The 22,283-nt window shown below is 69.0% G+C and carries 20 protein-coding genes; 8 read left to right on the forward strand and 12 right to left on the reverse strand.

Going from position 1 to position 22,283, the window contains the following annotated elements; translation table 11 throughout:
- Positions 1–253: 253 nt before the first annotated feature.
- Genes ACLFMY_RS04370 through def form a run of 9 tightly spaced genes read right to left on the reverse strand, consistent with a single transcriptional unit; the run spans position 254 to position 11,218 of the window.
- Positions 254–1,192 carry a lysophospholipid acyltransferase family protein gene (locus ACLFMY_RS04370; protein WP_410763342.1) on the reverse strand — a complete coding sequence of 313 codons (939 nt, stop codon included), beginning with the start codon at positions 1,190–1,192 and terminating at the stop codon, positions 254–256.
- Positions 1,189–2,640, reverse strand: a complete 1,452-nt coding sequence (locus tag ACLFMY_RS04375; RefSeq protein ID WP_410763343.1) for a TrkH family potassium uptake protein — start codon at positions 2,638–2,640, stop codon at positions 1,189–1,191. Before ACLFMY_RS04375 ends, ACLFMY_RS04370 begins: the two co-directional genes overlap by 4 nt.
- Positions 2,641–2,648: 8 nt before the next feature.
- Positions 2,649–4,025 (reverse strand): Trk system potassium transporter TrkA, encoded by a 1,377-nt coding sequence (trkA, locus tag ACLFMY_RS04380; RefSeq protein ID WP_410763344.1) that lies wholly within the window; start codon positions 4,023–4,025, stop codon positions 2,649–2,651.
- A gap of 34 nt (positions 4,026–4,059) precedes the next feature.
- On the reverse strand, positions 4,060–5,457 hold the full coding sequence (locus ACLFMY_RS04385; RefSeq protein ID WP_410763345.1) for a sigma-54-dependent transcriptional regulator: 1,398 nt from the start codon (positions 5,455–5,457) through the stop codon (positions 4,060–4,062).
- A 51-nt stretch (positions 5,458–5,508) separates the two neighbouring features.
- Entirely contained in the window at positions 5,509–7,812 is a 2,304-nt protein-coding gene (locus ACLFMY_RS04390; RefSeq protein ID WP_410763346.1) for an ATP-binding protein, read from the reverse strand.
- Entirely contained in the window at positions 7,809–8,390 is a 582-nt protein-coding gene (locus ACLFMY_RS04395; RefSeq protein WP_410763347.1) for a DUF4390 domain-containing protein, read from the reverse strand. The genes ACLFMY_RS04390 and ACLFMY_RS04395 overlap by 4 nt, the downstream gene beginning before the upstream one ends.
- Positions 8,387–9,772 carry a 16S rRNA (cytosine(967)-C(5))-methyltransferase RsmB gene (gene rsmB / locus ACLFMY_RS04400; RefSeq protein WP_410763348.1) on the reverse strand — a complete coding sequence of 462 codons (1,386 nt, stop codon included), beginning with the start codon at positions 9,770–9,772 and terminating at the stop codon, positions 8,387–8,389. Before rsmB ends, ACLFMY_RS04395 begins: the two co-directional genes overlap by 4 nt.
- On the reverse strand, positions 9,765–10,715 hold the full coding sequence (gene fmt / locus ACLFMY_RS04405; protein ID WP_410763349.1) for a methionyl-tRNA formyltransferase: 951 nt from the start codon (positions 10,713–10,715) through the stop codon (positions 9,765–9,767). The genes rsmB and fmt overlap by 8 nt, the downstream gene beginning before the upstream one ends.
- On the reverse strand, positions 10,712–11,218 hold the full coding sequence (gene def, locus ACLFMY_RS04410) for a peptide deformylase (protein ID WP_410763350.1): 507 nt from the start codon (positions 11,216–11,218) through the stop codon (positions 10,712–10,714). The genes fmt and def overlap by 4 nt, the downstream gene beginning before the upstream one ends.
- A 219-nt stretch (positions 11,219–11,437) precedes the next feature.
- On the opposite strand from def, the gene ACLFMY_RS04415 reads away from it, so the two are divergent.
- The 6 genes from ACLFMY_RS04415 (at position 11,438) to hemF (ending at position 18,350) form a co-directional block, all read left to right on the forward strand.
- Positions 11,438–12,625, forward strand: coding sequence for a LysM peptidoglycan-binding domain-containing protein (locus ACLFMY_RS04415; protein ID WP_410763351.1), 1,188 nt, complete (start codon positions 11,438–11,440; stop codon positions 12,623–12,625).
- A gap of 8 nt (positions 12,626–12,633) precedes the next feature.
- On the forward strand, positions 12,634–13,797 hold the full coding sequence (dprA, locus tag ACLFMY_RS04420; protein WP_410763352.1) for a DNA-processing protein DprA: 1,164 nt from the start codon (positions 12,634–12,636) through the stop codon (positions 13,795–13,797).
- 102 nt (positions 13,798–13,899) lie between these two features.
- Positions 13,900–14,373 carry a DUF494 family protein gene (locus ACLFMY_RS04425; protein ID WP_410763353.1) on the forward strand — a complete coding sequence of 158 codons (474 nt, stop codon included), beginning with the start codon at positions 13,900–13,902 and terminating at the stop codon, positions 14,371–14,373.
- Positions 14,374–14,394: 21 nt separating this feature from the next.
- Entirely contained in the window at positions 14,395–16,845 is a 2,451-nt protein-coding gene (locus tag ACLFMY_RS04430) for a DNA topoisomerase I (protein ID WP_410763354.1), read from the forward strand.
- 4 nt (positions 16,846–16,849) lie between these two features.
- On the forward strand, positions 16,850–17,416 hold the full coding sequence (locus ACLFMY_RS04435; protein WP_410763355.1) for an L-threonylcarbamoyladenylate synthase: 567 nt from the start codon (positions 16,850–16,852) through the stop codon (positions 17,414–17,416).
- A 1-nt stretch (position 17,417) separates the two neighbouring features.
- Positions 17,418–18,350: an oxygen-dependent coproporphyrinogen oxidase gene (gene hemF / locus ACLFMY_RS04440; RefSeq protein WP_410763362.1), complete on the forward strand. Its 933-nt coding sequence runs from the start codon at positions 17,418–17,420 to the stop codon at positions 18,348–18,350.
- Between the two features lie 128 nt (positions 18,351–18,478).
- Here hemF and ACLFMY_RS04445 read toward each other — a convergent pair whose 3' ends face one another.
- The 3 genes from ACLFMY_RS04445 to ACLFMY_RS04455 form a co-directional block, all read right to left on the reverse strand.
- Positions 18,479–19,273: a thermonuclease family protein gene (locus ACLFMY_RS04445; RefSeq protein WP_410763356.1), complete on the reverse strand. Its 795-nt coding sequence runs from the start codon at positions 19,271–19,273 to the stop codon at positions 18,479–18,481.
- Positions 19,274–19,359: 86 nt separating this feature from the next.
- Positions 19,360–19,608: a type B 50S ribosomal protein L31 gene (locus ACLFMY_RS04450; RefSeq protein WP_410763357.1), complete on the reverse strand. Its 249-nt coding sequence runs from the start codon at positions 19,606–19,608 to the stop codon at positions 19,360–19,362.
- 189 nt (positions 19,609–19,797) lie between these two features.
- Positions 19,798–20,511, reverse strand: a complete 714-nt coding sequence (locus ACLFMY_RS04455) for a ComF family protein (protein WP_410763358.1) — start codon at positions 20,509–20,511, stop codon at positions 19,798–19,800.
- A gap of 43 nt (positions 20,512–20,554) precedes the next feature.
- Here ACLFMY_RS04455 and ACLFMY_RS04460 point away from each other — a divergent pair, with 43 nt between their 5' ends.
- Positions 20,555–20,986, forward strand: coding sequence for a hypothetical protein (locus ACLFMY_RS04460; protein ID WP_410763359.1), 432 nt, complete (start codon positions 20,555–20,557; stop codon positions 20,984–20,986).
- Positions 20,987–20,991: 5 nt separating this feature from the next.
- Positions 20,992–21,990 (forward strand): biotin synthase BioB, encoded by a 999-nt coding sequence (gene bioB, locus ACLFMY_RS04465; protein ID WP_410763361.1) that lies wholly within the window; start codon positions 20,992–20,994, stop codon positions 21,988–21,990.
- Positions 21,991–22,283 lie beyond the last annotated feature (293 nt).

The following is a 22,283-nucleotide window of genomic DNA, read 5'->3' on the forward strand; positions in this document are numbered from 1 at the left end:
AAGCCCCGGCCCAGTACCAGTGGACCTACCGCCGCTTCCGGCGCCAGGCCGCCGGCCGGCAGCGCCGCGTACAACGACGAGAGGACTGAGGAACACCGTTTGCGCCTGGACTCGTGCCCCGCCGGGGCCGGCCGCTGACGCGTCCTTCGTGCGCAAGGCGCGCCCCCACCGGAACCCTGGAGATCTGTGCGAGCCGGCCTTGCCGGCGAATCGCGCCGCGGGCGCGACCCCGTGAACGGCGTCCTTCCCCCGGTCAGCGTCGGTAGCGTTCGCTCTCCCCGGGTGGAGTGGTCTTAAAGTACTTCAGCGACCACATCAGCTGGACGGGGTCGTCCCGGACCAGTTCCTCGATCACCCGGTTGATCGCCGTGGCCGCCTCCCGGTCGGCGCTCGCCGGCAGCTCCACCGGGTCGAGAAAGCGCAGGCGATACCGCCCCGTCGTCTCGTCGAGCTGCCCGATCACCGGGTAGACCGGGCAGCGGGCCGCCCTCGCCAGCTTGCCCGCCAGCGGCAGGGTGGCCTTTTCCACGCCGAAGAACGGCGCGAACACGCCGTGCCCCCCACCCAAGTCCTCGTCGGCGATGTAGAAGAAGCTCCGCCCGCCGCGCAGGGCCTTGAGGTGCGGCCCCATGCCGCGCTCGCGCGGCAGGGCCTGGGTGCCGTGGCGGGTGCGCATCCCGGCGAACCACCAGTCGATCACCGGGTTGTCGGCGAAGGGCTTGTAGATGGTCGATCCCTCCACGGTCTCCGCCAGCATGGCCGCGGCCCATTCCAGGCCGACGCTGTGCACGGTGAGGATCAGGCCGGGCTCGCGGCGCAACCGGTCGAGCACCGGCTGGTTGGCCACGTCGGTCTGCCGGGTCAGTTCGCCGCGGCGGGCACGTCGAATGCGGCCCAGGTCGACTAGGGCGAGGAAGTGCAACTCGAGGTGACGACGGACCCACTCCTCGCGGACATCGGCCGGTTCTTCAGGGAAACACAGGGCCAGGTTGGTCCGCACGATGCCGACCCGACGGGGATTGAAGCGCCGGTACAGTCGCGCCAGCAACCCGGCGAACGCCCGGCGCGGCCGGTGTCCCGTGAAGGCGAACAGGTGCAGCAGCCCGATCGCCAGCCAGGTCGGCCAGAACCGCGGTGCGACGAAACCCCACCGGAATGCCGTCGGCCCGGATTGCGAACGTCGGCCCGTCATCGGCGCCAGAACATCGGCAGCAGGATGGCCAGTACGGTGAAGATCTCGAGACGGCCCAGGATCATGCCGATCATGCCCAGCCACAGCACGGTGGTGGACTCCGAGGCGAAGTTGCTGGCGACCGATCCCACGCCCGGGCCGAGGTTGGCCAGGGTGGCGATCACCGCCCCCAAGGCGGACTCGATGTCCATGCCGGTCATCAGCATGGCGAAGAACAGGACCAGGAAGGTAAACATCCAGGCGGCGAAGAAGGCCCAGACCGCGCTGATCACCCCCGGATCGAGCGGGCGGCCGCCGAGACGCACCACGAACACGGCATGGGGATGGACGAGACGACGGACCTCGTTGATGCCCTGGCGGGCCAGCAGCATCACCCGCACCGACTTCAGCCCTCCGGTCGTGGAGCCGGCGCAGCCGCCGATGATCGTCGTCATGATCAGCAGCAGCATCAGGAACGGGCCGAACGCCGTGTGATCGGTGGCGGTGTACCCGGTGGTCGTGGCGAAGGAAACCAGGTTGAACAGGTGCAGGCGGACCGTGTCGATCCAGCTGCCGTCCGGAAAGTTCGCCATGAAGAAGCCGATGACGATCACGGCCACCGCGGCCATCCATCCGAGGAAGAAACGCACCTCGGCGCTGGTGAAGTAGCCCTCCAGCGTGCCCCGCCGCAGGGCGACGAAGTGCAACGCCATCGGCGTGGCGCCCAGGATCATGAACACCATGGCGGTCACTTCCATGAGAGCGTTGTCGAAGTGGCCGAAACTGGCGTCGTGGGTGGAGAAGCCCCCGGTGGCCACGGTGGAGAAGGCGTGGCTGACGGCATCGAACCAGGTCATGCCCTGGATCTTGTAGACGAAGGCGCAAAGCACGGTGATGCCGGTGTAGACGAGCCAGAGCGCCTTGGCCGTCTCGGAGATCCGGCCCGACAGGCGCGAGTCCTTGATCGGCCCGGTCATCTCGCCCTTGTAGAGCTGCATGCCGCCCACGCCCAGCAGCGGCAGGAAGGCGACCACCAGCACGATGATCCCCAGGCCGCCCAGCCACTGGAGCTGCTGGCGATAGAACAGCAGCGAGCGCGGCAGCTCGTCGAGCCCGGTGATCACCGTCGCCCCGGTGGTGGTGATCCCCGAGACCGACTCGAAGACCGCCTGCGGGAAGGAGAGCCCCAGGTCGGGCTGCAGGTAGAACGGCGTCGATCCGATCAGCCCGAGGACCACCCAGAACGACACCACGATCAGCAGGCCGTCGCGCAGCTTGAGCTCGCGGCGATACTGCCGCGTCAGCGCCCAGAACACCGCGCCCAGCGAGACGCTGATGACGAAACTCAGGGTGAAGGGCGTGAGGTCGGGATCGCCCATCACCCAGCCGACGAACCACGGCGGGATGAAGGTCAGGCCGAAGACCATCAGCAGGATGCCGAGTATGCGAATGACGATCAGGGCTTGCATCGGTCGCTCTAGAAGAAGCCGAAGCCGACCGAGAACAGCTGCTCGATGCCGTCGATCCGGTCCTTGTCGGTCAGGAACAGCACCACGTGGTCATCGGGTGCGATCACCGTGTCGTGGTGGGCGATCATGACCTCGTCATCGCGCAGGATGGCGCCGATGGTCGTGCCCCGGGGCAGGTCCAGCTCGTCAATACGCCGCCCGACAACCCGCGAGGTGTTCTCGTCGCCGCGGGCGATGATCTCGATCGCCTCGGCGGCCCCGCGACGCAGCGAGTGCACGCTGACCACGTCCCCGCGGCGCAGGTGGGTGAGCACCTCGCCGATGGTGATCTGGTGCGGGGAGAGCGCGATGTCGATCGCACCCATCTCGATCAGGTCGACGTACTCCGTCCGGTTGACGATGCACATCGCCCGCCGTGCGCCGAGCCGCTTGGCCAGCATCGAGGCGAGGATGTTGTCCTCGTCGTCGTTGGTCAGGGCGAGGAAGACGTCCGTGTCCTCGATGTTCTCCTCCTCGAGCAGCTCCGTGTCCGAGGCATTGCCCGAGAGCACGATGCTCCGGTCGAGCACGGCCGACAGCTCCCGCGCCCGGCGCAGGTTGTGGCTGATCAGCTTGACCTGGTACTCCGATTCCAGCCGGCCGGCCAGCGCGCCGCCCACGTTGCCGCCGCCGGCGATCATGATCCGCTTGTAGGGCTTGTCCAGCGGACGCATCACGCTCATCACGCGGCGGATGTCCGCCTTGCGGGCGAGGAAGAACACCTCGTCGCCGGCAAGCAGGCGCGTGTCACCCTCCGGCGGCACCGAGGTGTTGTGCCGGTAGATGGCCGCGACCCGGGTCTCGGTGCCCGGCAGCAGTTCGCGTAGCCGGTGGATGGGCTCGCCCACCATCGGTCCGCCGCGATCGACCTCCATGCCGATGAGCAGCAGCCGCCCGTCGCCGAACTCCCGGACCTGCAGGGCATCGGGGTACTCGATCAGGCTGGCGATGTAGTCCTTGATCAGCCGCTCGGGGCTGATGATGAAGTCCACCGGGATGGCGGCCTTGTCGAACAGCGCCGGGTGATCCTGATAGTCGGTTGCGCGGATCCGCGCGATCTTGGTGGGCGTGTGGTGCAACGTCCAGGCCACCTGGCAGGCGAGCATGTTGGTCTCGTCGGAACTGGTGACGGCGATCAGCACGTCCGCATCGGCGGCGCCGGCCTCGTCGAGCACGTCGGGCCGCGACCCGAGCCCGGTGACGGTGCGGATGTCGAGCCGGTCCTGCAGCCAGCTCAGTGCATCGGCGTCGGTATCCACCACGGTGACGGAGTTGTCGGTCTCGTTCGCCAGGGCCGTGGCCACCGAACTGCCCACCTGCCCTGCTCCGAGTACGATGATCTTCATGTGGCCTCTCGCCGCGTTGCCTGTCGCCGCCCGGTCATGTCCCGGCCCCGGCGGAACGCTCCCCGGTCTGGATGCCGAGGGACTTCAGTTTCCGGTAGAGATTGGTGCGCTCCATCCCGGTGCGGCGGGAAAGCTCGGTCATGGAACCGTCGGCGTTCTTCAGCTGCGCCAGCAGGTAGCGCCGCTCGAACTCGTCGCGTGCCTCGCGCAACGGCAGATCGAGGTTGAGGGCCACCAGCGGCGGCCCGTTCTCGCCGTTCTCGCCCTCAACCGGCGCCAGCCCGAGTGCCCGCTGCACCTCCTGCTCGTCGATCACCTCGCCGCTGCCGAGGATCAGCAGGCGCTGCACGAGGTTCTTCAGTTCGCGGACGTTGCCGGACCAGTGATGGTAGCGAAGCAGGTTGCGCGCACCAATGGTCAGCTCGCGCCGCGGCAGGCCCTCCACCTGGTGGGCCGACTCCAGGTAGTGTGCCAGCAGGACGGGGATGTCCTCGGGATGCTGCCGCAGCGGCTCGATGTGGATCGGCACCACCGAGAGGTGGTAGTAGAGGTCCTCGCGGAAATTGCCGGCGCGCACCTCGGCCTCGAGATCCTTGCGGGTCGCGGCGATGACGCGCACGTCGACCCGCACCGGCTCGTTGCCGCCGACGCGGAAGAACGACTGGCTCTCCAGCGCCGAGATCAGCTGCATCTGGGTCTGCTCGTCCATGTCGGCGGCCTCGGCGATGAACAGCGTGCCGCCGTTCGCCTGCTCGAGCAGCCCGTAACGGACCCGGCCGTCCTGCTCGGCGCCGAACAGCTCCACCGCGGCGTTCTGCCGTCCGGAGACCGCGCTGCCGCCCGTATCGACGAAGGGGAAGTGCCGGCGGGCCGAGTGCCGGTGGATGAAGCGCGCCAGCGCCTGCTTGCCGGTGCCCGGCTCGCCGGAGATCAGCACCCAGGCGTCGTGCGAGGCCACCTTGATCGCCTGTTCGCGCAGCCCCTGCATGTACTCGGAGTCACCGATGAGGTCCAGCGGGTCAAGCTCGCCGCGCTTGAGGGCGGCGTTCTCCTGCGCCAGGCGGCGGTTGTCGAGGGCGTGCTCGATCAGCAGCAGCAGCTTGTCGAGCGAGATGGGCTTCTCGATGAAGTCGAAGGCCCCGAGCCGGGTGGCCTCGACGGCGGTCTCGACGGTGCCGTGGCCGGACATCATGATCACCGGCCAGACCAGCTGGTCGCGCTCGTGCCACTCGCGCAGCAGCCCGATGCCGTCGGTTCCCGGCATCCAGATGTCCAGGAGGATCAGGTCCGGGCGACGCACGGCGATCGAGGCCCGTGCCTCGACGGCGTCACCCGCGCTGCTTACCGTGAAGCCCTCGTCCTCGAGCACGTCGACCAGCAGATTGCGGATCTCGATCTCGTCGTCGACGACCAGGATGTGTCCGATGCTCATTCGTCAGGAAATCCCCGTTTGTCCATTAACCCGACTCCCCGCCCTTCCATGCTACCGCGACCGGACCGGGTCCGCCCGGCCACCCGCGACGCCTTCGCGCCCCGAGGCGAGCGGTAATCGAATCGTAACGCGTGCACCGCGATTGGCAAGCTGCGCGCCGGCCAGGGAGTCATCGGCCTGCGGTCGCTCGACCGCGTTCCAGGCATGCACCGCGCCGGCATGCTCCTCGACGATCTTCTTGACGATGGCCAGCCCCAGCCCCGAGCCCTTGGGCCGGGTGGTGGCATAGGGCTCGAACAGGTGGTCGAGCATGTCCGACGGGAAGCCCGGCCCGTTGTCGGCCACCAGCAGCTCGGCGATGCGATCACCATCCTCGCCCACGACTCGCAGCCCCACCAGCACCCTCGAGCCGTAGTCCACCGGACCGCGCTCGGCCAGCGCCTGGCTGGCGTTGCGAATCAGGTTGTGAAGCAGCTGCCGCAGCCGGTTGGCATCACCCTCGACCCACACCGGCCCCTCGGCCTCGCAGCGCAGGCGCACCTTCACCGCCGTGTTGCCGCGGTAGAGCTCGACGACCTGCGCGGCCAGCGCGGCAAGGTCGATCCGCTCCAAGCGCACCTCCGGTGGGCGGGCATACTCGGCGAACTCGTTGACCATCTGCTTCATCGCGTCGACCTGGGCGATGATCGTCGCCGTCGCCCGGTCGAGAATCGGCCCGTGCGTGTCGTCCAGCTGCGGCAGGATGCGCCGGCGCAGCCGTTCGGCAGACAGGCCGATCGGCGTGAGCGGGTTCTTGATCTCGTGGGCCAGCCGCCGTGCCACCTCCGACCAGGCCGCGTCGCGCTGCGCCTGGATCAGGGCCGTGACGTCCTCCAGCACCACGACGTAGCCACCGGCCTCGGCGTCACTCCCCGGCGGCAGGGCGGCCAGCCGGGCAAGCAGCACCTTCCGCCCGGAACCGTTCATGATGCGCACCTGCGCCTCCAGCGTCTCGCCCGGGTGCGGCACGCCGGCCTCCATCGCCCCCTCGAACGCCTCGCACAGCGGGCGCAGGCTGGGGTGCTCCAGGCAGATCTCCTCGAAGTTGCGCTCGAACAGTTCCTCGCCGTCGATCCCGAGGATGTGCTGACTGGCCGAGTTGCCGCTGATCACGCGCCCGTCGAAGGACAAGGTCAGCACGCCCGAGGAGAGGTGCTGGATCACCGTGTCGAGGTAGTCGCGCTCCTTGTCCGCCAGCTCCTGCAGTTCCCGCATGACGTCGTGCGCCCGGCGCACCCTTGCGGTCATGGTGTTGAACGACTGCACCAGCTGGCCGAGATCGTCGCGCCGGTCGACCGGCAGGCGCAGGCTGTAGTCGCCCTCGGCCACCGCCCGGGTGCCGGCCGCGAGCTCGCGAATGGGGCTGAGCAGCCGGCGGGCGGCGAGGAATGCCAGCCACACGGCGGTCAGCAGCGAGAGCAGCAGGGCCAGGGTCAGTGCCAGCGAGAAGGTCTGCTTGAGCGACTTGTGCAGGAAGACCAGTTCGCGGTAGTCGTCGAAGGCCGCCTGCACGCTCTTGGAAAGCTCGTTGGCCTCGCCGGGCACGTCGAACAGGGCCTGCAGCACACGCTTGCCGCCTTCACTGGTCAGCCCCGCCTCCAGCGGCACCACCACCCGGATCTGCAGGTTGCCGTCACCGCCCGGGTCCAGGCCGATGAAATCCCGGCCGGAGCGGGCATGGGCCAGCGCGGTCTCATCGGCCCGGGCGGGCACGATGTCCTTGGGATCGTCCGACGACGAGGCGACGATCAGGTTGCGCTGGCCGAGGATGGTCATCTCCTGCGCCCCGGTGTCGCGACGGATCTGCGAGAGCTCGATGGCGATCAGTTCCGACCCGCCGTCACGCAGCTGCCTCGCCGCGCGGCGGGTGTCGTCGAGCGCCTGGCGCATGCGGCCGTCGAAGGACATCTGCGAGAGCGACAGGGCATCGGTCATGGCCTGCTCGACCTGCACGTCGAACCAGGAGTCGATCCCCCGCTGCACGAAGGTGAGCGAGAAGTAGAAGACGATGACCACCGGCACCGCGGCCAGCGACACGAAGGTCAGCACCAGGCGGGCGGTGAGGCGCGCCCCGGGCTTGCCCCGGCGATAGTCCCGGATCAGCCGGAGAATGTGGGCGACCACCACCAGCGCGAGGAACAGCAGTCCGGCGGCACTGACCCCCAGCAGGGTCAGGAAGAGCCCCTCGGGCTGCTCGACGGCGCGCAGGGAGTCGGAGACCAGGTAGAGGAGCACCAGCAGGAGCACCACCACCATGGCGCTGACCACGGGGATGAGCCGGCGGACCATCTTCCTGATGCCGCGCCCCCGTCTCATTCGTCGCGCTCTCCCGACAGGCTCCAGAGGAACCAGTCACTGTCGAGGTCCCAGGCCGGGTTGATCAGGGCCGGCACTCGAAGGGGCAACGGCAGCTTGTTGACCTCCAGGCGGATGCGCATCCGTCCCAGCAGCCGCCGCCCCCTGCCATCCAGCTGCTCCCAGCGGGCCAGGCGCCAGGCTCGGATGCGGGACAGCGAGGCGACCGCGCCCGACAGGTCGGTGAACGTATGGGTCTCCCGGGCGGCGAAGTCGGTCACCATCCAGGTCTGCGACAGGGCGTGGTACTCGAGTTTCAGGCGGCGCTTGCCGCTCGCCAGCCGACGGTCCCACAACCACTCCCGCGGCTCGGCGATATCGGCCTCGAGCACCAGGTTCAGGGCGATGGAGTTGCGCATCGCCTCGATGACCTCCTGGCTCGGAGAAATGGCCAGATCCGCGTCCAGGAACACGACCCCGTCACGCACCTCGGCGTGGACGTCCACCACGCGGGCCCCACCCCAGGCCGCCTGCCCGAGCAGCAGGACGGGCAGCAGCAGGCCCAGGCACCAGCGGGCAGGTCTCGTCGCGACGTTCATCCGCTCGACCCTCGCTTTTCCAGCACGGCGTAGTAGAAACCGTCGTGACCGTCGATCTCGGGGAACAGCTGCCGCCCGACGGACTGGGCCTCACCCCACTCGACCTCCATGGCGGGGGCCAGGGCATCGGGGTGATCGCGCAGGAACGCCTCCATCTGGCCGGCGTTCTCGCGGCGCAGGATCGAGCAGGTCGCGTAGACCATGCGCCCGCCGGGACGCAGCAGCGGCCAGAGCCGCTCGAGAATCTCGCGCTGCCGTCCGACCAGCGCCTTGACGTCCTCGGGACGGCGCAGGCGCTTGATGTCCGGATGACGGCGGATCACCCCGGTGGCCGAACAGGGCACGTCGGCCAGGATCCGGTCGAAGGCGGCCGGGTGGTCGATGGTCTGCGTGGCGATGTCGGCACACACCAGTTCCGCGTAGCGGCCCGCGCGCTCGAGATTGTCCTGGACCCGGGCCAGTCGGGTGACATCGACGTCCACGGCCATCATCTCGAGTGTCGGGACGGCGTCGAGCATCGCCAGCGTCTTGCCGCCCGGGGCGCAGCAGGCGTCGAGCACCCGCTGCCCCGGCGACAGGTCCATGAGTTCGGCCGCCAGCTGCGCGGCCTCGTCCTGCACGGAAACCAGCCCCTGGTGGAAGCCCGGCAACCGTTCGATATCCAGCGGGCGGGACAGAACGATGCCGTGGCGGGCATGGCGGGTGGGGTGGGCCTCGATCGACAGCTCGGCGAGCCGGCCGAGGTAGCCCTCGACGCTCTCCGCGGAGGCATTGACCCGCAAAGTCATGGGGGGATGGGTCGCCAGACGGCCACCGATCTCGATGGCGAACGCCTCGCCCCAGTCGGCGGCCAGCATGCCGAACAGCCATTCCGGCAAGCGGGCCTGCACGTGGGCGGGCGCCTGGTCGAACGGCATCTCGTCGGCCTCGATCTGGCGCACGGCCCGCCGCAGCACGGCATTGACCAGGCCGGTCGCCCAGTTCTGGTTGATCTCGCGGGCGGCGTGCACGCAGGCATTCACCACGCGGGAGGGTTCGCGCCGGGACCCGGTCAGCCGCTCCAGGCCGACCAGCAGCAGCATCCCGACCTCCGCCCCCTTCGAGGACAGCGGACGGTCGAGCAGCGCCTCGCGCCAGTACACCAGCCGCTCGTAGTGGCGCAGCACCTCGAAACTCATCGCCTGGATGACGCTGCGGTGGCCCGACTGGGCCCGGGCGGTCAGATCGGGGAGAACGCCGTCGAGCGAGCGCCCCCGCTCGACCACCTGCAGGAGCCCCTCCGCGACGAGGGCCTCGGGCGAGCGGGGCCGAGGATCCTGCCCCCCGCGCCGCTTCGGGCGGCCGCGACCGCCGCCGGGGCGAGACTGCTCCGATTCAGCCAAGCATCACCCCCTCGAGCGATCGGCCCCGGGCGAAATCCGCCGCGCTGACGGGACGCCCACCGGCCCGCTGCACACTGGTCAGCACCAGCCAGCCGTCGCCGCTCTGCACCGCGAAGCCGTCCTCGGTCAGTTCCATCACCTCGCCGGGCTCGCCCTGGCGCGTCGGCGTGGCCAGTCTCGAACCCCATATCCGCAGGGGCTTGCCCTCGAGCTCGGTCTGCGCCACGGGCCAGGGGTTGAAGGCCCGCACCCGCCGCTCGATCAGGTCGGCCGGCTCGCGCCAGTCGACGCGGGCCTCGGGCTTGGCGAGCTTGGCCGCGTAGCAGGCCTGCGCATCGTCCTGGGGCTCGGGCGCTTCGCTGCCCTCGATGATCCGGGGCAGCGCCTCGATCAGGGCGGTGGCCCCCAGCGGGGCCAGCCGGTCGTGCAGGCTGCCCGCCGTGTCATCGCCGTGGATCGGCTCGACCAGCTTGTGCCACATCGGCCCCGTGTCCAGCCCTGCCTCCATCTGCATGATGGTGATGCCGGTCTCGGCATCTCCCGCCTCGATGGCCCGATTGATGGGTGCCGCTCCCCGCCAGCGCGGCAACAGCGAGGCATGGATGTTCACGGCGCCCAGCCGCGGCATGTCCAGCACCGCCGGCGGGAGTATCAGCCCGTAGGCCGCCACCACCAGCAGGTCGGGACGGTAGCCCGCCAGCCGTTCCTGCGCCGTGGCATCGCGGAGGGTCAGCGGCTGCTCCACCGGCAGCCCCAGCTCGAGCGCCGCCTGCTTGACCGGCGGCGCGGTGAGCTTCTTGCCCCGCCCGGCAGGACGGTCGGGCTGGGTGTAGGCAGCGACCAGCTCGAGCCGCTCGCCGCCGACCTCGTCCAGCCGGGCCAGCGCCTCGAGGGCCGGCACGGCGAAATCGGGAGTCCCGCAGTAGACGACGCGGAGGCTCATACGCGCTCCCGGCGCAGGGCCTTTTCCATCTTCTTGCGGATGCGCTGCTGCTTGAGCGGCGAGAGGTAGTCGATGAACAGTCGCCCGTCGAGGTGGTCGAGCTCGTGCTGGAAGCAGATGGCCAGCAACCCGTCGAGCTCCCGTTCGAAGGCCTTGCCCTTCTCGTCGCGGGCCCGCACCAGGATGCGCTCGGCACGGGAGACGGTCTCGTTGACCCCCGGGATCGAGAGGCAGCCCTCCTCGGACTCCACCGTCCCGGCGCGCTCGACGATCTCCGGATTGACGAAGGCCATGGCGCCACTGCGGTCCTCGCTCACGTCGGCAACGAACAACCGACGATGCTCGTCGACCTGCGTCGCCGCCAGCCCGATGCCCCGCTCCTGGTACATGGTCTCGAACATGTCGGCCACCAGTTCGGCGAGGGCGGGCTCGAAGGAATCGACCGGCCGGGCGATCTCGCGCAGCCGCTCGTCGGGGTAGATCAGGATGTCTCGCAGACTCATACGTCAATCACCGGAATCAATTGCCCTCTGACCGCGAACAGGCTGGACTGTGAGGGCGAAATCTTTTACAACAAGCCGCATTTGGGGCTACATTGTACGCGAGCCTGAGCTCGGCAGAACCAAGAATATCTATTGTCGACAACCCGGCTCCGGGCCTCCTCCGGACCAGGGCATGCCCGGGTTGCTCAACCATGGCCGGAAACCAAGGACGTTTTAGAGATGAGATCAAGTAAAGGACTCCCCCTGGCACTCGTGGTCGCAAGCCTGGCACCCGTCGTCGCCGGTCTCTCGGGCTGCGCCCTCAACGAGCGGGAAACCGTCAACGAGCGCTCCAGCTACGACAGCGATGCCCTGCCGGTAGGCGCCGAGCTCGGCCCGGTCAAGCGCAACCTCGACGCCGAGGAAACCCGCGACCAGTTCCGCGACCTCTCGCAGGAGGACTACGTGGTCCAGCCGGGCGACACGCTCTGGTCGATCGCCAACCACTTCCTCAAGGACCCCTACTACTGGCCCGAGATCTGGTACGTCAACCAGGACATCGAGAACCCGCACCGCATCTACCCCGGCGACCACATCACCATCGTGTTCGTCGGCGACCGGCCGCGGCTGACGGTCGGGCTCCGGCCGCACATCCGCTACGAGTCGTTGCCGCCGGAAGTCTCGGCGATTCCGCTGGACAAGCTGCGGCCCTTCCTCACCCATGACCAGATGCTGAGCGAGGAAGACCTCGAATCCGCTCCCTACGTCCTCGCCAACCGCGAAGGTTCCATCCATGCCAGTAGCGACGACACCGCCTACGTGCGCCCGGCCCTGGACGGCGACCGCGAGCGGCACGCCGTGGTCGAGAAGGGCAAGCCGCTGATCGACAGCCGGACCGGTGACCTGCTGGGCTACCGCGCCATCTACAAGGGCGAGGCCCAGGTGGAGGAAACCGGCGACCCCACCACGGTCACGCTCAAGGACACGGTCCGCGAAGTCCAGGAAGGCGACCGCCTGGTGGAAATGGACGACGAACCCTTCGACCGCGACGTCCAGCCGCAGATCCCGGCCTATCCGATCGACGCGACGGTGATCCTCCTGCCCGATGCCATCACCCAGGTGGGCGACAACCAGGTCATCGTGCTCGACCGCGGCGCCGAATCCGGCGTCAGCCCCGGCGACCTGCTGCAGATCAGCAAGCGCGGCCGGGTGGTCGAGGACAGGTTCGCCCCGCGCAAGAAGGACGCCGAGGTCGAGCGCCTGCGCGACCTGCGCGGCCCCGCCGTGGCCCTGCCCGACTACCCCATCGGCACCGCCATGGTATTCCGCGTCTACGACCGGGTGAGCTACGCCCTGGTGGCCAAGGCGACCAAGCCGATCCACGAGGGCGATTTCGCCCGGACCCCGATGCAGGACAGCGGTCGCTGACCCCCGGGGTGTCTTCGGCACCACGGCCGCCCGCGACCAATCATGCCCGGGACGCCCTGATCCAGCTGCTCTCGATGCGCGGCATGGGCCCGCGCCGCCTGGGGCTTCTGCTCGACGGCTTCGGCACGCCCGAGGCCGCAGTGGCCGCCCCGACCCGGCAATGGCGCGAACTCGGCCTGCCCGAAAGCGTCTGCCACGCCGCTCCCGATGCCGACAAGTGCGATGCCATCCATGCCTGGCTCGCCGCCTCGGACAGGCATCAGCTGATCGGGCGAAACGACCCCGGCTTTCCCGAGCGGCTGCGCGAGTTGCCGGACGCCCCGGCGACCCTGTTCTGCCGCGGACGCATCGCCGCCCTGCACGACCCGCAACTGGCCATCGTCGGCTCGCGCACGCCGACCACCGGCGGCCGCCAGAACGCCTTCGCCTTCGCCGAGCACCTGGCCTCCCAGGGACTCACGATCACCAGCGGCCTGGCCCTGGGCGTGGACAGCGCGGCGCATCGCGGCGCCCTGGCCGCCGGGGGTGTCACGGTGGCCGTGCTCGGCTCCGGCCCGGACCGCATCTACCCGCCCGAGAACGAGGCGCTGGCCGGCGAGATCGTCGCCGGCGGCGGGCTGGTGGTCTCCGAGTGGCTGCCCGGCACCGGGCCGAAGCGAGGTCATTTCCCGCGACGCAACCGGCTGATCAGCGGGCTGTCGCACGGCGTGCTGGTGGTCGAGGCCTCACTGAAGAGCGGCTCGCTGATCACCGCCCGGCTCGCCGGCGAGCAGGCCCGCGACGTGTTCGCCATTCCCGGCTCGATCCACAACCCGCTGGCACGCGGCTGCCACCAGCTGATCCGCGAGGGGGCCAAGTTGGTCGAGACGGGCCGGGACGTGCTCGAGGAACTGGCCCCGGCGCTGGATGCCTACCTGCCACCGGTCCCCCCTCGTGCCGGGCCGGATGACAGGGACACGACGGCTCCCGGGCCGGCGGACGCGGACACGGCGACCCTCGACCCGGACCAGCAGCGCATCCTCGATCTGCTGGGATACGACCCGCAGCCGGCCGACCGGCTGATCGAGGCGAGCGGATTGACCGCCGCGGAGGTTTCCTCCATCCTGCTCATGCTTGAACTGGCCGGACAGGTGGCCACCCTGCCCGGCGGGCTCTATGCCCGCACGAGCTGAACACCCCCAGCAAGGCACCACCCACCGTCCTCCCCACCGCCAGCCCCGACCTGCCCGGCCCGTGCCGGCCGCAGGCACGAGCCATCATGCTTCGGTGAGTCAATGAAAGAGACCGTTCTCGACCTGTTGATGTTCCTCTTCGAGAATTACATGGAAGACGAGGACCGCTTCCCCCCGCAGAACGAACGCGCCGGCCTGCAGACGAAGCTGCTCGAGGCGGGTTTCGACCACGACGAGATCGACCATGCCTTCGAGTGGCTGGAAGGCGTACTGCAGCAGGGAAGCGTCGACGGGGCCGAGCACGCCCAGGCATTCCGCGTCTACAGTGACGAGGAGCAGGCGGCGCTCGACGTCGACGCGCGCGGCTTCTTGATGCAGCTCGAGCAGATCGGCGTGCTCTCGCCGTCCACCCGCGAGACGGTGATCGAGCGGGCACTGGCCCTGGGCGAGGACGAGATCGACGTCGAGCGGCTCAAGTGGGTCGTGCTGCTGGTCCTGTTCGCCAAGCCGGGCGAGGAGCAGGCCTTCGCCTGGATGGAAGATCTGGTGTTCGAAGACGCCGCCGTACTGCACTGAGTCATAAGCGAAAGACATTCTATGAGCGAAAATCTGGTCATCGTCGAATCCCCCGCCAAGGCCAAGACGATCAAGAAATACCTCGGCCCGGGCTATGAAGTGCTGGCCTCCTATGGCCACGTACGGGACCTGGTGCCGAAGAACGGCGCGGTGGATCCCGAGCACGATTTCGCCATGAACTACACGGTCATCGACAAGAACAAGAAGCACGTCGACGCCATCAAGAAGGCGCTGAAGAAGGCCGACACCCTGCTGCTGGCCACTGACCCCGACCGCGAAGGCGAGGCCATCTCCTGGCACCTCCACGAGTTGCTGAAGGACAGCGGCCTGCTCGACGGCCGCGAGGCCAAGCGCGTGGTGTTCTACGAGATCACCAAGCGGGCCGTGCAGGAAGCCATCGCCCACCCCCGCGGCCTGTCCCACGAACTGATCGACGCTCAGCAGGCCCGTCGCGCGCTGGACTATCTGGTCGGCTTCAACCTGTCGCCGCTGCTGTGGAAGAAGATCAACCCGGGCCTGTCGGCCGGCCGCGTGCAGAGCCCGGCCCTGCGGATGATCGTCGAACGCGAGCAGGAGATCGAGGCCTTCACGCCGCGCGAGTACTGGTCGATCGCCGCCGACTGCCGCACCGACGAGCAACCCTTCGCCGCGCGCCTCTACCAGCTCGACGGCAAGAAGGTCGCCCAGTTCACCCTGGAAGACGAGACCAGCGCCACCGCCGCGCGCGAGCGCCTCGAGGCGGCCGCCGGCGGCAAGCTCACCGTCGCCAAGGTCGACCGTCGCGAGCGCCGGCGCAACGCCGCCCCGCCGTTCACCACCTCGACACTCCAGCAGGAGGCCGTGCGCAAGCTGGGGCTCTCCGCCTCGCGCGCCATGCGCGTCGCGCAGGAGCTCTACGAGGGCGTGGACATCGGCGCTGGCACCGTCGGCCTGATCACGTACATGCGTACCGACTCGGTCAACCTGTCCAACGACGCCCTCGGCGAGATCCGCCACCATATCGGCGAGGCCTACGGCGCCGACTACCTGCCCGAGAGCCCGAACTTCTACCGCACCAAGTCGAAGAACGCCCAGGAGGCCCACGAGGCCATCCGCCCGACCTCGGTGGCCAACACGCCGGACAAGGTGCGCGCGTTCCTCAACCGCGACCAGTTCCGTCTCTACGAGATGATCTTCAAGCGCACGCTGGCCTCGCAGATGGCCCCGGCGATCTTCGACCAGGTCTCCGTGGACCTGGCCGCCGGTGACGAGCATCTCTTCCGCGCCACCGGCTCGACCCTGAAGTTCCCCGGCTTCATCGCGGCCTACCGCGAGGACGAGGACGACCAGGCCTCCGACAAGGACGACGACCGTCGCCTGCCGCCGCTCGAGGAAGGCCAGCAGATCGAGCTGGCCGCGATCAACGCCACCCAGCACTTCACCGAGCCGCCGCCGCGCTACACCGAGGCGAGCCTGGTCAAGACCCTCGAGCAGTACGGCATCGGCCGCCCGTCGACCTACGCGAGCATCATTTCCACGCTGCGCTCGCGCGAGTACGTGGAACTGGAACAGCGCCGCTTCAAGCCCACCGACATGGGCCGGGTGGTCAACGGCTTTCTCACCGAGTACTTCCGCGACATCGTCGACTACGAGTTCACCGCCAAGCTCGAGGACGAGCTCGATGCCGTCTCGCGCGGCGAGATGGAGTGGCGGCCGCTGCTGCGCGAGTTCTGGGAGCCGTTCTCCGAGCGCATCGAGGACACGGCCAAGAACGTCTCCCGCCAGGAGGCCGCCCAGGGCCGCGAGCTCGGGACAGACCCGAAGAGCGGCAAGCCGGTGGTCGCCCGCCTGGGCCGTTTCGGGCCGTTCGTGCAGATCGGCACCAAGGACGACGAGGAGAAGCCGAAATTCGCCTCGCTGCGTCCGCACCAGAGCATCGCGACGATCACGCTCGAGGAGGCGCTGGAGCTGTTCAAGCTGCCGCGCAAGCTCGGCGAGACCCCCGAGGGCGAACCCGTGGAGGCCAACATCGGTCGCTTCGGCCCCTACGTGAAGTACGGCAGCAAGTTCGCCTCGCTCGGCAAGGAGGACGACCCCTACACCATCGAGCTGCCCCGGGCGCTGGAGATCATCGAGACCAAGAAGCTCGCCGAGAAGAACCGCATCATCAACGAGTTCGACGACGGCATCCAGGTCCTGAACGGGCGCTACGGTCCGTACGTCACCGACGGCAAGAAGAACGCCAAGATCCCCAAGGACACCGACCCGAAGACGATCACCCACGAGCAGGCACTCGAGATGATCGCCCAGGCCCCGGAACGCAAGGGCCGCGGCCGCAAGGCGGCACCCAAGACCGCCGCCAAGAAAGCCACCGCCACGAAATCCTCGGCGAAGAAGTCGACTGCCAGGAAGCCCGCCACGAAGAAGACCGCGGCCAGCAAGTCGACCGCCCGGAAGACCGCGACGAAGAAGAGCGGCTCGACCGACAGCTGACCCGATGGACCACGACGGACTTTCGCCCTTCCAGAAACGCGAGATCGCCCGCCACCTCGATGCGGGTGGCCTGATCGCCTACCCCACCGAGGCGGTATTCGGCCTGGGCTGTGATCCGCTCGACGGGCCGGCCGTGATGCGGCTGCTCGCCCTCAAGCAGCGCGATCCCGCCAAGGGGCTGATCCTGATCGCCGATCATCCCGACGGCCTGCGCCCCTACACCTCGCTCGACCAGGGCGACTGGGAACGCATCTGCCGGGACTGGCCGGCGGCGCGTACCGTGATCGTCCCCGCAGCCGCCGGCGTGCCCGACTGGCTCACCGGCGGGCGCGACGAGATCGCGCTGCGGGTGCCGGCGCACGCGACCGCCCGCGCCATCTGCGCGGCCTTCGGCGGCCCGATCGTCTCGACCAGCGCCAACCGCAGCGGTCGTCCGCCGGCCCGCAGCGCCCTGCTGGCGCGGCGCGCCTTCGCCGCCGACGGCGTCCGCATCATCCCGGGCGCGGTGGACCGCCGCGCCCGCCCCTCTCAGATCATTCACTGGCCCACCGGGCGGATCATCAGGAGCTGACATCGTGGAGATTCAAGCCGTTAGAGACTATCTGATCGACCTGCAGGACCGTATCGTCGCCGGCCTCGAGGGTCAGGAAGACGGCACACGGTTCCTGCACGACGACTGGAAGCGCCCGCCGGGCGACCACCTCAACGGCGAGGGCCGAGGGCGCATCCTCGAGGACGGAAACACCTTCGAGCGTGCCGGGATCAACTTCTCGCACGTCACGGGCAACAAGCTGCCGCCCTCGGCCACGGCCCACCGGCCGGATCTCGCCGGCGGTTCGTTCGAGGCGATGGGCGTCTCGCTGGTGATCCACCCGCGCAACCCGTACGTGCCCACCTCGCACGCCAACGTGCGCTTCTTCCAGGCGAGCAAGGAAGGCGTCGAGCCGGTGTGGTGGTTCGGCGGGGGCTTCGATCTCACGCCCTACTACGGCTTCACCGAGGACGCCGTGCACTGGCACGAGCAGGCCGAGACCGCCTGCCGGCCCTTCGGCGACGACCACTACCCGCGCTTCAAGCAGTGGTGCGACGAGTACTTCTGGCTCAAGCACCGCAACGAGCCGCGCGGCGTGGGCGGGCTGTTCTTCGACGACTACGGCGCCGACGGCGACGTGGACTTCGAGACGGCCTTCGGCTTCATGCGCTCGGTGGGCGACCACTACCTGCCGGCGTACCTGCCGATCGTGGAAAAGCGCAAGGACACGCCCTACGGCGAGCGCGAGCGCGACTTCCAGGCCTACCGGCGCGGGCGCTACGTGGAGTTCAACCTGGTCTATGACCGCGGCACGCTGTTCGGCCTGCAGTCGGGCGGGCGCACCGAGTCGATCCTGATGTCGATGCCGCCGCGCGCCGCCTGGCGCTACGACTACCACCCCGAGCCGGGCGGCGAGGAGGCCCGCCTCTACGACGAGTTCCTGCGCCCGCGCGACTGGCTGGCCGAGCGATAGGCCGATCGCCGAATCCCGATGGGAGCGGGCCTCGCCCGCGAAGACGGCGTCAGCCGCCGTCCCCGGAACGAGCGCCCTCCGGCACCGACCGGGGACTCGTGCGTCCCGCGCGATTCGCCTGCCTTTCCTCAGTCCAGCCGTTCGAGCGCGTGGGCCGTGTCCACGGGGATCATCCAGTCCTGGTAGCGGTTGCTGTGGTGCACCACCCAGCCCCGTGCGCGCAGCCTCGTGCCCTCGAGCGCATCGAAGTCCCAGCCGGGAAAGTGCTCACGCTTGTCCCGGTCGATCTTCAGCGCCACGCGGCCCTCGAGGTTGATCCAGACATTGTTCCGGCTGTGGCCCACGGATTTGACGCGCCCCTGCACGATCGCCGCACCCTGCACGGTATCGGGGATGCCCCGGGCAGACGGCAGCCCCGGATCGTAGGCGGGCAGCGACCAGATGCCGCGGTCGGCCTCGCGGGCCGCGCGCTCCCGGGCGGTAAGGCAGTCGGCCAGTTCCAGGTTGGGCGCGATGAACACGGCCATGGCCACGCCCTGCTCAAGCAGCTGCGCCTGCACCGAACGACCGTCGGGCAGGTAGAGATAGGACAGCCGACGGCCATAGCGGTCCTCGCCCTCGCTGGCATCGACCACGGCCACGCGGTTCTCGGACTCGGCCAGCAGGGCGCGCAGGGCCTGCTGCGCCTCGCGGGCGTAAGGCTCGTCGGGCGAGCCGTCCCGCCCGAGTTCGGGCGTGTCGATGCCGACCAGGCGCACCCGGTCCCCGCTGGTCAGGCGGACGGTGTCGCCGTCGTTGACGTAGGCGACGGTCGCGCGCTCGGACGACAGCCCGGCCGGCGGGGCGCAGTCGCCCGTCGCTTCCGTCTCGGCCGCACAGCCGCCGGAGGCGGCCAGCACGGCGACCAGCACCGCCGGCAGCACGGGGCGCCCACGAAAAAGGGCACCGAGCGTTCGCCCGATGCCCCTTGCTGTTTCCCGGCAGACCGGCACAGGATGGCCCGGCGGTCTTACTTCTTGCGACCGTAGCGGTTGCGGAACTTGTCCACCTGCTTGGCCATGCTGCCCTCGGAACGCTTGCCCGTGAAGAACGGGTGGCTCGCGGAGGAAACGTCAACCTTGACCAGCGGGTACTCGTTGCCGTCTTCCCACTTGACGGTTTCCTTCGACCGGATGGTCGAGCGGGTCAGGATGGCAAAGTCCGCCGCCACGTCCTGGAACACCACCGGCCGATAGTTCGGGTGAATGCCTTCTTTCATCTCGATTCTGCCCCTGAAAAATAAAGTTCGTCGCGTCGGCAGGCAGTCTGCCCGACGTGTTCATTGAATCGTGTCGCCTGTTCCCACCCGCCGAGTGGCGGGTTGTCCCGCACTCGAGGCACGGTCTGCCCCGACCCGGGACGGCCAAGGCGCGGAATTCTACCCGAACCTCCCCGACGGAACAAGGCCCTACGGCGTACGCGCCAGCGCCCAGACGGTGACGTGCGCGACACCCGCTTGCCGAAGCGCCCGGGTCAGGGCCTCCGAGCTGGCCCCGGTGGTCAGCACGTCGTCGACGATGGCCACCCGTTCCGGCAAGGGGCCGCCGGCCTCGAAGGCATCCCGGAGGACACGCTTGCGCTCGGTCGCCGACAGCGCCGTCAGCGAGCCGGTATCGCGCAACCGGCGCGCGGCTCCCGGAAGGACCGGCCGGTCGAGGGCCCGCCCCGGCCCCTCGGCGAGCAGTCTTGCCTGGTTGAAGCCCCGCCGCCCGTGCTGGGCGGGGTGCTGCGGCATCGGCACGATCGCCTCGGGCACCGGCCCGCCGGCGTCAACGTCCGCGAGCACGGCCTGCGTCAGGGTGCCGCGCAGCAACGTGAGCACGCTGAAGTCATGGTGGTACTTCAGGCGGTGGACCAGGTGGCGGACGGGCGGTTCGAGATCGACCGCCGCCACGGCCGCGTCGAAGCCGCGGGGGTGCCGCAGACAGCGGCCGCAGCGTAGCCGGCCATCAGTCTCGTGGTCGTGGACGGCCCCGCAGCCGGGGCAGCGGCGACGGCCCAGCAGTGCCTGCCATTCCCGCCAGCACGCCGGGCACAGGCCGTGCGGTTCGACCGCGTCGCGGGTGCAGAGGTGACAGGGCGCCGGCAGCCAGCGGCGGCTTAGCGGGGAAATCCGTTTCATGCTAACCTGCATTCCAAACGCATGTTTTAGAGGTCGACGCATCATGAGCCAAGACGCGCAGCCATTCCGTGACGAGGCGGCCGAGGAACACACCCCGACCCGCATCTCCGGCCGCTCGGCCCGACGGGCCGCCAGCTGGTTCAACTGGGGCAACATCATCGCGATGATCGTGCCCCTGCCGCTGGCGATCTTCTGGACCGGCCTGTCGATGCTGGTCTACGCGCTCAACCGGCACCACCCCAATCCCAAGGTGGGTCACTACACGCAGATCGCAGCCTACCGCTTCTACGCCATTGCCGGAACGGCGGTGGTCATCGGCACCTTCGCCCCGCCCAGCGTGACCTTCTACCTCGTCCTGTGGGCGATCGCCGCCGTGATCATCATCCCGTGGTCGCTTTACGATCTGTACCGGATCAAGCAAGATAACTGGGAAGATTCCTTCACCGAACCGCCCGAATCCTTCGAGGACCAGTGACTCCCATGACCCGCCCGCTTTGGCGCAAGCAACATGCGCTCGACCTGTTCGCCAAGCCCTTCAACGACCTGCTGTTCCAGGCGCAGACGGTGCATCGCGAACACTTCGACCCGAACGCGGTGCAGGTCAGCACGCTGCTCTCGATCAAGACCGGCGCCTGCCCGGAAGACTGCAAGTACTGCTCGCAGAGCGCCCGCTACGACACGGGCCTCGAGCGCGAGCGCCTGCTGCCGCTCGACGAGGTGCGCGTTGCTGCCCGCCGGGCGCGCGAGAAGGGCGCCTCGCGCTTCTGCATGGGCGCAGCCTGGCGCAACCCCACCGACCGCCAGCTCGAGAACGTCATCGACATGGTGCGCGTGGTCAAGGAGACCGGCATGGAGGCCTGCGTCACGCTCGGGATGCTCGAACCGCACCAGGCGCAGCGACTCAAGGAAGCCGGTCTGGACTACTACAACCACAACATCGACACCTCGCCGGAATTCTACGACGAGGTGATCACCACCCGCTCGATCGACGACCGCCTCGAGACCCTCGACCATGTGCGCGAGGCGGGCATCAACGTCTGCTCGGGCGGCATCCTCGGCATGGGTGAATCCCGCGAGGATCGCGCCTCGTTCCTGACCACGCTGGCCAACCTCGAGCGTCCGCCGGAGTCCGTGCCGCTGAACATGCTGGTGCGCATCCCCGGCACGCCGATGGCCGACGTGCCGGCGCTCGACCCGATCGAGTTCATCCGCACCATCGCGGTGGCCCGCATCATGATGCCCGAGTCGCACGTGCGCCTGTCCGCCGGTCGCGAGGGCCTGAGCGAGGCCATCCAGGCATGGTGCTTCTTCGCCGGCGCGAACAGCATCTTCTACGGCGAGAAGCTCCTGACCACCGAGAACGCCGATGCCGAGGCCGACGAGGCGATGTTCGCCAAGCTCGGCCTGACGCCGCTGGTCCCCGAGGGCTGCCGGTTCGACGAGCCGGCCGACCGCGCGCCGGAATCCGCCTCGGCCTGATCGCCAACGGCAAGACGGCCGGCACGGGCCGCGACCGACCACCGAGTCGGCCGCGGCCCGTCTGGTTTGGCAGGCCGAGCAACCGCCGCCCCACTTCGGGAGCGGCCCCTGCCCGCGAAGGCCGCGGTCGCGGCCGTTCCGATATCAGGCACCGCCAACGCTCGAACAGCCGAACGCCGGGACTCGCGCGTACCGGGCGAGTCGCTTGCAAGGCAAGCTCCCACAGGTGGAAGCGGGCGCCGCAGGAGAGGCTTTAGCCGCGATGCCCTGGGGAGCGGTATTTGGCCATCGCG

Origin of the sequence: Guyparkeria sp., assembly GCF_046545975.1 — a bacterium.
Classification (GTDB): domain Bacteria; phylum Pseudomonadota; class Gammaproteobacteria; order Halothiobacillales; family Halothiobacillaceae; genus Guyparkeria.

Bases quoted from the DNA above. Each gene is read 5' to 3' on its own strand.
- ACLFMY_RS04425 (WP_410763353.1), top strand. From the start codon at position 13,900: ATGAAAGAGACCGTTCTCGACCTGTTGATGTTCCTCTTCGAGAATTAC.
- ACLFMY_RS04370 (WP_410763342.1), bottom strand. From the start codon at position 1,192: ATGACGGGCCGACGTTCGCAATCCGGGCCGACGGCATTCCGGTGGGGT.
- ACLFMY_RS04430 (WP_410763354.1), top strand. From the start codon at position 14,395: ATGAGCGAAAATCTGGTCATCGTCGAATCCCCCGCCAAGGCCAAGACG.
- def (WP_410763350.1), bottom strand. From the start codon at position 11,218: ATGAGTCTGCGAGACATCCTGATCTACCCCGACGAGCGGCTGCGCGAG.
- ACLFMY_RS04385 (WP_410763345.1), bottom strand. From the start codon at position 5,457: ATGAGCATCGGACACATCCTGGTCGTCGACGACGAGATCGAGATCCGC.
- fmt (WP_410763349.1), bottom strand. From the start codon at position 10,715: ATGAGCCTCCGCGTCGTCTACTGCGGGACTCCCGATTTCGCCGTGCCG.
- ACLFMY_RS04435 (WP_410763355.1), top strand. From the start codon at position 16,850: ATGGACCACGACGGACTTTCGCCCTTCCAGAAACGCGAGATCGCCCGC.
- trkA (WP_410763344.1), bottom strand. From the start codon at position 4,025: ATGAAGATCATCGTACTCGGAGCAGGGCAGGTGGGCAGTTCGGTGGCC.
- ACLFMY_RS04390 (WP_410763346.1), bottom strand. From the start codon at position 7,812: ATGAGACGGGGGCGCGGCATCAGGAAGATGGTCCGCCGGCTCATCCCC.
- ACLFMY_RS04450 (WP_410763357.1), bottom strand. From the start codon at position 19,608: ATGAAAGAAGGCATTCACCCGAACTATCGGCCGGTGGTGTTCCAGGAC.
- ACLFMY_RS04395 (WP_410763347.1), bottom strand. From the start codon at position 8,390: ATGAACGTCGCGACGAGACCTGCCCGCTGGTGCCTGGGCCTGCTGCTG.
- ACLFMY_RS04455 (WP_410763358.1), bottom strand. From the start codon at position 20,511: ATGAAACGGATTTCCCCGCTAAGCCGCCGCTGGCTGCCGGCGCCCTGT.
- ACLFMY_RS04460 (WP_410763359.1), top strand. From the start codon at position 20,555: ATGAGCCAAGACGCGCAGCCATTCCGTGACGAGGCGGCCGAGGAACAC.
- ACLFMY_RS04415 (WP_410763351.1), top strand. From the start codon at position 11,438: ATGAGATCAAGTAAAGGACTCCCCCTGGCACTCGTGGTCGCAAGCCTG.
- ACLFMY_RS04375 (WP_410763343.1), bottom strand. From the start codon at position 2,640: ATGCAAGCCCTGATCGTCATTCGCATACTCGGCATCCTGCTGATGGTC.
- bioB (WP_410763361.1), top strand. From the start codon at position 20,992: ATGACCCGCCCGCTTTGGCGCAAGCAACATGCGCTCGACCTGTTCGCC.